Origin of the sequence: Actinomadura sp. CNU-125, from assembly GCF_001942465.1 — a bacterium.
GTDB lineage: Bacteria > Actinomycetota > Actinomycetes > Streptosporangiales > Streptosporangiaceae > Spirillospora.
Genome location: NZ_MKJY01000223.1, coordinates 1 through 8,798 on the forward strand (window position 1 = coordinate 1; position 8,798 = coordinate 8,798).

At 73.6% G+C, this 8,798-nt stretch carries 6 protein-coding genes and 3 pseudogenes; 4 read left to right on the forward strand and 5 right to left on the reverse strand.

Translation table 11 applies throughout. The features are described from left to right. Positions 1 to 131: 131 nt before the first annotated feature. Positions 132 to 326: a hypothetical protein gene (locus tag BJF79_RS57345; protein WP_262402545.1), complete on the reverse strand. Its 195-nt coding sequence runs from the start codon at positions 324 to 326 to the stop codon at positions 132 to 134. 576 nt (positions 327 to 902) lie between these two features. Between BJF79_RS57345 and BJF79_RS61490 the strand changes: the two are divergent. Further along, positions 903 to 2,351, forward strand: a pseudogene (locus tag BJF79_RS61490) (MFS transporter); the annotation flags it as partial. A gap of 205 nt (positions 2,352 to 2,556) precedes the next feature. Then, positions 2,557 to 3,267 carry a collagen binding domain-containing protein gene (locus BJF79_RS57355; RefSeq protein WP_187357055.1) on the forward strand — a complete coding sequence of 237 codons (711 nt, stop codon included), beginning with the start codon at positions 2,557 to 2,559 and terminating at the stop codon, positions 3,265 to 3,267. A gap of 6 nt (positions 3,268 to 3,273) precedes the next feature. Here BJF79_RS57355 and BJF79_RS25125 read toward each other — a convergent pair whose 3' ends face one another. Together BJF79_RS25125 and BJF79_RS67235 are read right to left on the reverse strand one after the other, a co-directional pair. Continuing rightward, entirely contained in the window at positions 3,274 to 3,891 is a 618-nt protein-coding gene (locus tag BJF79_RS25125) for a TetR/AcrR family transcriptional regulator (protein ID WP_075901004.1), read from the reverse strand. A 23-nt stretch (positions 3,892 to 3,914) separates the two neighbouring features. Continuing rightward, positions 3,915 to 5,005, reverse strand: a pseudogene (locus tag BJF79_RS67235) (DUF998 domain-containing protein). Between BJF79_RS67235 and fmdA the strand changes: the two are divergent. Further along, positions 5,004 to 6,250, forward strand: a pseudogene (gene fmdA, locus BJF79_RS25140) (formamidase). The pseudogenes BJF79_RS67235 and fmdA sit on opposite strands and share 2 nt — an antisense overlap. 18 nt (positions 6,251 to 6,268) lie before the next feature. Here the strand turns inward: fmdA and BJF79_RS25145 are convergent. After that, positions 6,269 to 6,712: a MerR family transcriptional regulator gene (locus tag BJF79_RS25145; RefSeq protein WP_075900998.1), complete on the reverse strand. Its 444-nt coding sequence runs from the start codon at positions 6,710 to 6,712 to the stop codon at positions 6,269 to 6,271. Positions 6,713 to 6,769: 57 nt separating this feature from the next. On the opposite strand from BJF79_RS25145, the gene BJF79_RS25150 reads away from it, so the two are divergent. Continuing rightward, positions 6,770 to 7,471 carry an SDR family oxidoreductase gene (locus BJF79_RS25150; protein WP_075901000.1) on the forward strand — a complete coding sequence of 234 codons (702 nt, stop codon included), beginning with the start codon at positions 6,770 to 6,772 and terminating at the stop codon, positions 7,469 to 7,471. 1 nt (position 7,472) lies between these two features. Here BJF79_RS25150 and fahA read toward each other — a convergent pair whose 3' ends face one another. Further along, positions 7,473 to 8,654, reverse strand: coding sequence for a fumarylacetoacetase (gene fahA / locus BJF79_RS25155; protein WP_075901002.1), 1,182 nt, complete (start codon positions 8,652 to 8,654; stop codon positions 7,473 to 7,475). Between the last annotated feature and the right edge of the window lie 144 nt (positions 8,655 to 8,798).

Below are 8,798 nucleotides of genomic sequence, written 5' to 3' on the forward strand. Positions count from 1 at the left end.
CGTCCCGGCCGGGACACCGAGGTTGAGCGTCCCGGCGCCCGTCGCCGACCCGAAGTGCGCGGCCGCCTTCGCGGTCATCTGCGGCTCCCGGCCGCCCCCGCCGGGCGCGGCCGGGTACCACAGGCTCACCATCAGCTCCCGTGCCCGGCCGGCGCCCACGGATCGCGGCGGTCCCGGTCGACGAGGTGCACCGCGACGGTGCCGACCCGGAACCGTCCGGTCGGCGCGGGCAGCCGGACGACCGGGTCATCGGCGGCGGCCGCCGCCCCCGGCGGCGCGAGGGCCAGTAGACAGCAGGTGGCGGCGAGCAGAGCACGGATGCGCATGTCGCTCATGCTCGTCGGCCGGACGGTGCCGCCACGAGAGACCACGGTGCCATTCCGAGGTGCTACCCAGGTGCGACACGAGCCCCACGCCGCGCCGCTCTCCACGCCGGGGCCCGTCGACCGATCCCGAGCCGAGGGCCGGTACCGACTCGCTGCGGACGCCCGGACGCCCGGACGCGTCGCCGTTCCGAGCGAGAGGCGACGGACACGGCGTCCGGGAGCAGTTGTGCCTTCAGTCACGTGACGCAGCTCATTCGGGCCCGTCGAGCCGCGCGCGTTCCGCCCGTTCGGAGGGTCTGACCAGCGCTTGCAAGGGGCCCTCGGGCCCCTCGCGGAGGGCGGATCTGCAATCGGTACGTGACTGTCAGTGTGGTAGCCTCGTCAGGTAACTGATAGGCAAGTATCACTTGTGCTTCCCGCCGCGGGCCGAACACGGCCGGGCGCGGGCGCCGGAGGCGTCCGGGCCATGGCCTCGTCCGAGTGATGCGACCCGCCCGCCCGAGCGTCCGGCGTGAGCCGGGCACGGGCCGCGGGGCGCGGCGCGAGCATTCGACCGCTCCCACGGAGGCTCGTCTTATGACCCATGCACAACCCCGATCCGCCGGGGAAGGCGCGGCGGCGCCGCCGCGCACCGGGCCCGTCGTGGCGGTCCTCGCGTTCGCCGGGATCGTGGTCGCGCTCATGCAGACCCTGGTGATCCCGATCGTCCCGGAGCTGCCCGGGCTGCTGCACGCGTCCGCGTCCGACGCCACCTGGGCCGTCACCGCCACGCTGCTCGGCGGCGCCGTCGCCACCCCGGTGATGGGACGGCTCGGCGACATGTACGGCAAGCGGCTGCTGCTGCTGGTCAGCGTGTTCATGATGGTGGCCGGGTCGGTCGTGGCGGGGTTCAGCGAGTCGCTCGTTCCGATGATCGTCGGACGGACGCTGCAGGGGCTCGCGGCCGGGGTCATCCCGCTCGGCATCAGCATCATGCGCGACGAGTTGCCGTCCGACCGGCTCGCCTCCGCGACCGCGCTGATGAGCGCCTCCCTCGGCGTCGGCGGCGCGTTCGGCATGCCGGCCGCCGCGCTCATCGCCGACAACCTCGACTGGCACGCGCTGTTCTGGGTGTCGGCGGGCCTCGGCGCGGTCGCGTTCGTGCTGGTCCTGGCCCTGGTGCCGGAGTCGCGGGTGCGCACCGGCGGACGGTTCGACCTGATCGGCGCACTGGGGTTGTCGGCGGGCCTGGTCTGCCTGCTGCTGGCGATCTCCAAGGGCGCCGACTGGGGCTGGACGAGCCGCACCACGCTCGGCCTGCTCGGTGCGGCCGTCGTCGTCTTCCTGGTGTGGGGCCTGTGGGAGCTGAAGGTCCGTGACCCGCTGGTGGACCTGCGGACGACCGTGCGCCGCCAGGTGCTGGTCACCAACATCGCGTCCATCGCGATCGGTTTCGCCATGTTCGCGATGTCGCTGGTCATCCCGCAGATCCTCCAGTTGCCGGTGGCGACCGGGCACGGTCTCGGCACCTCGCTGCTCGTCGCGGGCCTGGCCATGGCGCCGTCCGGCCTGGTGATGATGGCCTTCGCGCCGGTCTCCGGCGCGGTCTCGCGGTCCTACGGCCCGAAGGTGACGCTGATGATCGGCGCCCTGATCGTGGCCGCCGGTTACGGCCTGAACATCGTGCTGATGTCGGAGATCTGGCACTTCGTACTGATCTCCTGCATCATCTCGGCCGGTATCGGGTTCGCGTACGGCGCGATGCCCGCGCTGATCATGGGCGCGGTGCCCGCGTCCGAGACGGGCGCGGCCAACAGCCTCAACACGCTGATGCGGTCCCTCGGCACGTCGACCGCCAGCGCGGTCGCGGGCGTCATCCTGGCCGAGATGACCACGACGATGGGACCGGCCGAGGTGCCCACCGAGGACGCCTTCAAGACGGTCATGGCCGTCGGCGCGGGCGCCGCCGTCCTGGCCTTCCTCATCGCCTCCCTCAACCCCCGCCACCGCAGGCCCGCCGCCGGATCCGCCGGGTCCGCCGGGCCGGTCGAGCCCGCGGAGGCGACGGGGGCCGCGGAGGCCGCCGTCCCGGAGAAGGTGCTGGTCAACGCCGCCCAGGTCGGTGCGGACGGCGCGGCCCCGACCCGCCGCGCCCGCGCCGCGCCGCGCACGTCCGGGCCGAGGGGCCGGGCGGCTCCGCCGACGGCGGCATCCCGATCGGCGGGCACGTCCGCGCGCGGAGAACGCGCCCGTGACGGGGGCCGCGGTGACGCTGATCTCGCCGGACGGACGGCAGGCGGGCCGCGCGGTCGCGCACGCCGACGGTTCGTACCGGGTGCGCGCGCCGGGCGCCGGCTCGTACGTCCTGATCGCCTCGGCCGACGGGCACCAGCCGCAGGCGTCGACGATCGCCGTGACGGGCACGGCCGTCTCCTACGACATCCTGCTGGGCGGCATGAGCGGGCTGGTCGGCGTGGTGCGGTCGGCCGGTTCCGGGGCCCCGGTCGCGGACGCCGTGGTGATCGCGACCGACGTGCGCGGCGACGTCCTGGCGACCGGCCGGACCGACGTCCGGGGCGGGTTCTCCATCACCGAACTGGTCCCGGGGACGCTGACCCTGGCGGTCAACTCCGCCGGGCACCGGCCCTACGCGACGCCCGTCGAGATCGGCGCCACCGGCGTGACCTCCGTCGAGGTCGCGCTGCGCCCCGGCGTGCACATGCGGGGGACGGTGCGCGGCGCGGGCACCCCGCTGAGCGGCGCGCGCGTGACGCTGCTGGACGCCGCGGGCAACACGGTCGCCACGACGACGACCGGCCCGGACGGTGCGTACGCGTTCGCCGACCTGGACGGCGGGGCGTACACGGTCATCGCGACCGGCTACCCGCCGAAGGCGACGGGGCTGACCGTGCCCGACGGCGGGATCGACGGCCACGACATCGACCTCGCCCACGGCGATTAGCCGGGGTCAGGCGCCGGGGGTACGGCGCCGCATGGGGGCCGCGGGCGGCAGCGGGCTCGCGGCCTCCGGGGCCAGCGCATCGAAGATCAGCACGGTGTAGCGGTGCCAGCCGCCCTCCCGCGGGTCCATCGTCCACAGGACGCTGACCAGCATCTGCATGATGCGGCGGAGGTCGTCCACGACGAGGTCGGCGCGGACGACCCCCTGCTGCTGGCCGCGCCGCAGCAGGGGGGCGAGCGTCTCGAAGAAGCGTTCACCGGCCTCCGCGGTCAGGGCGCCGACGTCCCTGGCGGCGGCGAGGGTGTTGTAGTTCCGGGCCGTGTGGGCGACGGCGCTCTCCACCGCGTCCATCAGGCCGCGCCGGGGGTCGTCGTCGGCCAGGGCCCGCTCGATGGCGGGCGCGAGTTCTTCGGTGAAGCTCAGGTCGAGGGCCGCGCGGACGAGCGCCGCCTTGTGCGGGAACCGCCGGTACAGCGTCGCGATCCCGACGCCCGCGCGGCGGGCGATGTCGTCGAGCGGCGCATCGGGGCCCTGCTCGGCGAAGACCTCCCGCGCCGCCCGCAGGATCTTCTCGGAGTTGCGCGCCGCGTCCGCGCGCAACGGCCTGGACGCTCCGCCGCTCATCGGCACACACTATCAAACGATAGTCAGCTATCGGTTTCCCGTGCGCCTCCGGACTCCTTCAGCATCCGGACGGCGATCCAGGTCAGCCAGCCGAGCCCGACGGTGACGGCCGCGCGCTGCAGCAGCCCGCCGTGCTCGACCAGCGACTCGTGCTGCTCGAAGGCGAGCCCGGACAGTTGCAGCAGGACGGCGAACGCGACACCGGCGGCCGCGGACGCGGCGGCGCGCCACGGCGAGCCCGCGCGCGCGAACCGGCGGGCGAAGACGAAGCACGCCACGATCAGGGCGGCGAATCCCATCATCGAGAACGCGTCGTGCAGGAGGCCCGGCGTCGTGTAGTCGATGCGGGCGGGCGTCCCCGGGGGATAGCCGCTGATCGGGTCGGAGCGGAAGAGGCCCGCGCCGAGCAGCCCACGCCCCACACGCCGACGAGCAGGGGGCCGAAGATCGGGCCGCCCACCGGTCGAGGTACCCGCCACATCCCGGCGGCGAACGCCAGCGTGAGGAGCCCGGCCACGAGGAAGTTCGCGACCTGCGTCCAGCCGTGTTCGCCCAGTGCCAGCGAGCTGACCGGGTGCCGGGCGGCGCTGTAGTCGGCGCGCGCGGCGCCTTCGAGGAGGTAGGCGGCGGTGAACAGGGGGCCGGTGAGGACTCCGCAGCCGAGCAGGAGGCCGCGCGCGTCGAGGGTTCGCATGGATGTCAACGTAAGTTGACGCGGTGGAGATGTCAACGTCGGTTGACGTGATCGGAGGAGGGTGCCCGTTTGCGGTCGTCTTCTGGCGGAATAGTCGACCGCGAGGCATTGGGGGTGTCTGTGGCGGTCTACCAGTACCGATGCGCGGAGTGCGGGACGTTCGACGTCGCCCGTCCGATCGGGACGGCAGGGGCCGCGGAACCCTGCGCGGGGTGCGGCGCCGAGGCGCCGCGCGTCTTCACGCCGCCGCACGTCGGCCGCACGCCGGGCCCGCCTCGCGCGGGCGCTGGACGCCGGGGAGGCGAGCGCCCACGAGCCGCGGGTCGTCGGCCGGCGGCCCGGGGCGCCCGGGGCGCCGCGTCCACCGGCCGATCCCCGGCACGCCCGGCTGCCCCGTCCCTGAACCGAGGAGGAAGCCATGCCCGATGTCGTGTTCAGCGTCGATCAGGCGCGGTCGATGCGCGATCAGGATGTTCCGGGGCACAACCGGTGGCACCCCGACATCCCGGCCGCCGTCACGGTGCGTCCCGGGGCGGAGATCCGCGTCGAGAGCCGCGAGTGGATGGACGGCCAGGTCGGCAACAACGACTCCGCGAACGACATTCGCGACCTCAACCTGAACGTCAACCACATGCTGAGCGGCCCCATCGCGGTGGAGGGCGCCGAACCGGGCGACCTTCTCATCGTCGACATCCTCGACATCGGCCCCGTCCCGCAGGAAACCGGGAACATTGCTGGGCAGGGCTGGGGCTACACCGGCATCTTCGCCAGGCACAACGGCGGCGGCTTCCTGACGGACCGGTTCCCCGACGCCTACAAGGCCATCTGGGACTTCCACGGGCAGATGGCCACGTCACGGCACATTCCCGACGTCCGGTTCACCGGCATCACCCACCCCGGGCTGTTCGGCACCGCGCCGTCCGCCGACATGCTGGGCCGCTGGAACGCGCGCGAGCAGGCCCTCATCGACACCGACCCGGACCGGGTGCCGCCGCTCGCCCTGCCGCCCGAGCCGACGGACGTCCTCGCGGGCACCCTCACCGGCGCCGACCTCGACCGGATCGGACGGGAGGGGGCGCGGACCGTCCCGCCCCGGGAGAACGGCGGCAACCAGGACATCAAGAACTTCAGCCGGGGCTCGCGGGTCTTCTTCCCCGTCTACGTGCCGGGCGCGCTGCTGTCCGGCGGCGACCTGCACTTCAGCCAGGGCGACGGCGAGATCACGTTCTGCGGCGCCATCGAGATGGGCGGTTCATCGACCTGCGCCTCGACCTGATCAAGGGCGGCATGGACAAGTACGGGGTGACGACGAACCCGATCTTCATGCCCGGCAACGTCGAGCCCCGCTACGACGAGTTCATCTCGTTCATCGGCATCTCGGTCGACCACGACAGCGACACGAACGCGTTCACCGACGCGACGCTCGCCTACCGGAACGCCTGCCTGAACGCGATCGAGTACCTGAAGACGTTCGGCTACACCGGCGAGCAGGCGTACCTGCTGCTGGGCGCCGCACCGATCGAGGGACGGCTCAGCGGCGTCGTCGACATCCCGAACGCGTGCTGCTCGCTGTACCTGCCGACGGCGATCTTCGACTTCGACGTCCGTCCCACGGCGGACGGCCCGCGCCGCGCCGACCGCGGACAGTGCGCCGTGACGTCCTGACCGCGTACCGCCTGCCGCCTAGCCGTCCTGACCGCCTACCGCCTGGTCGTCCTGGTCGTCCGACCCGCTCCACATGGGGTCGCCGACGCCCGCGAGGTACTCCTCGTAGATCTTCACCTTGCGGGAGATGACCGTCAGGCAGGCGTCCAGTTCCTCGATCTGGGCGGCCACGCGGTCGCGGTGGCGGCGCATGAGCTCCAGCCGCCGCGGTGCGCTCGCGTCGCCCTCGCGGATCAGCGCCGCGTACGTGCGGATCGCGGGCAGCGGCATGCCGGACGCGCGCAGCCGTGTGCACAGGAACAGCCAGTCGAGGTCTTCCGGACCGTAGACCCGCCGCCCGCCGACCCGCCGCACGGGGTGGAGGAGGACCCCCTCCTTCTCGTAGAAGCGCAGGGTGTGGACGCTGAGGCCGGTGCGTTCGGCCGCCTCGCCGATGCTGAGCGCGGCGGTGTCGTCCGGCATGGTCCCGCCCTTCCGAAGTTGATCTAGAGTCGACTCTAGGGTCTAACGTCCCGGCGCATGACCGATTCTCCAGTCACACTGATCACGGGCGGCTCCAACGGGATCGGCGCGGCGGCCGCCCGCCTGCTGCTCGACCGCGGGCACCGGGTCGCCGTCACCGGACGCGACCGCGGCCGCCTCGACCGCTTCGCCGCCGACCGCGGGAACCCGTCCGGCCTGCTGACCTTCGCCGCGGACGCCGCCGACCCGGACGCGACGCGGGCGGCGGTGGACGCGACCGTCGCCGAGTTCGGACGCCTCGACGCGGTCGTCGCCAACGCCGGGTTCGCCACCCACGACAGCGTCGTCGACGGCGACCCGCACGCCTGGGGCGAGATGGTGCTGACGAACGTCCTCGGCCCGGCGCTGCTGATCCGGTCCTCGGTGGAGGCGCTGAAGGCGACGCGCGGCCGGATTGTGCTCGTCGGCAGCGTCGCGGGCTTCGTCCACACCCCCGGCAACCTCTACGGCGCGACCAAGTGGGCGCTGACCGGGCTCGCCGAGAACACCCGCCGGGCGGTGACGGCCGACGGCGTCGGGGTGACGCTGATCGCGCCCGGCCGGGTGGAGACCGACTTCTGGGACGGCGCGGGCGGCCTTCCCGAAGGGACGCTGCTGACCGCCGACCAGATCGCCGAGTCGATCGCGTGGGCCGTCGGCCAGCCGGCCGGGGTCGACGTCAACACGGTGGTGATCCGCCCGACCGGCCAGCCCAACTGACTCAAGGGGCGGGGTGGACGCGGCCGCGGACCTCCCCGAAGCCGAGGCGGGAGCCGTCCGCCGCCGGGGCCGTCGCCGACAGGACGACCTCGTCGCCGTCCATCAGGAACGTGCGGGGCTCGCCCGCGACCTCCATCGGCTCGCGCCCGCCCCACGTCAGCTCGATGAACGCGCCGCGCTGGTCCTTCGCCGGGCCGGAGACGGTGCCGGACGCGAACAGGTCGCCGGTGCGGGACGCGGCGCCGTTCACCGTCATGTGGGCGAGCATCTGCGCGGGCGACCAGTACATCTCCCGGTACGGCGGGCGCGAGACGAGCTGCCCGTTCCACTCGACCGACAGTTCGAGGTCGAGGCCCCACGGGTTCTTCTCCCGCAGGTAGGGGAGGGGGTCGGGGTCCTGCGGCGGGGTGGCGACGCGGGCCGCTTCGAGCGCGAGAAGCGGGACGACCCAGGGCGAGACGGACGTCGCGAAGCTCTTCCCCAGGAACGGGCCGAGCGGGACGTACTCCCACGCCTGGATGTCGCGCGCCGACCAGTCGTTCACGAGGACGGCACCGAAGACCCGCTCGGCGAACGCGTCCACCGGGACGGGCGTGCCGAGCGGGGACCCGGTGCCGACGACGAACCCGACCTCGGCCTCGATGTCGAGGCGGCGCGACGGGCCGAACCCGGGGGCGTCGTCGTCCGGGGCCTTGCGCTGCCCGGACGGCCGCACGATCGGGGTGCCGGACGGCACGACCGTCCCGGCGCGGCCGTGGTAGCCGACCGGGAGGTGCTTCCAGTTCGGCATCAGCGGCGCGGAGTCGGGGCGGAACAGCCGCCCGAGGTTCGTGGCGTGGTGCTCGGACGCGTAGAAGTCGACGTAGTCGCCGACGTCGAACGGCATGTGCAGGGCGACCGCGTCGACGGAGTGCACGGCACCGGACGGGACGTCGCCGGTGACGGCGTCGAGGATCCGTTCGCGCGCCTCGACCCACCGGGCGTGGCCCCGCGCCATGAACGGGTTCAGCGACGGGTGCGCGAACACGTCGTCGCGGAGGACTTCGGCGAGGTCGACGACGGAGTCGGCGACGCGGACGCCGACGCGGGGGCTCGTCCCGGGGGCGGAGAACACGCCGTACGGGAGGTTGGCGAGCCCGAACGGCGAACCGTCCGGGATCGCGATGCGCGTCGTGGCCGTCATGCGTACTCCTCGGTGAGCGCGGCCGGGAGGAGCCCGAGGTCCGCGAGTTCGGTCAGGGGGTCGGTGATGCTGCACGTGCCGAACGAGCGGAACGCGGCGCGGGCCGCGGCCGTCCGGTCGGCGGGCAGGGCGGCGACGGTGCGC

What these genes read in the sequence shown, in the direction of transcription:
- fahA (WP_075901002.1), bottom strand. Translation starts at nt 8,654, where the DNA reads ATGACGGCCACGACGCGCATCGCGATCCCGGACGGTTCGCCGTTCGGG.
- BJF79_RS57345 (WP_262402545.1), bottom strand. Translation starts at nt 326, where the DNA reads ATGCGCATCCGTGCTCTGCTCGCCGCCACCTGCTGTCTACTGGCCCTC.
- BJF79_RS25150 (WP_075901000.1), top strand. Translation starts at nt 6,770, where the DNA reads ATGACCGATTCTCCAGTCACACTGATCACGGGCGGCTCCAACGGGATC.
- BJF79_RS25125 (WP_075901004.1), bottom strand. Translation starts at nt 3,891, where the DNA reads ATGAGCGGCGGAGCGTCCAGGCCGTTGCGCGCGGACGCGGCGCGCAAC.
- BJF79_RS25145 (WP_075900998.1), bottom strand. Translation starts at nt 6,712, where the DNA reads ATGCCGGACGACACCGCCGCGCTCAGCATCGGCGAGGCGGCCGAACGC.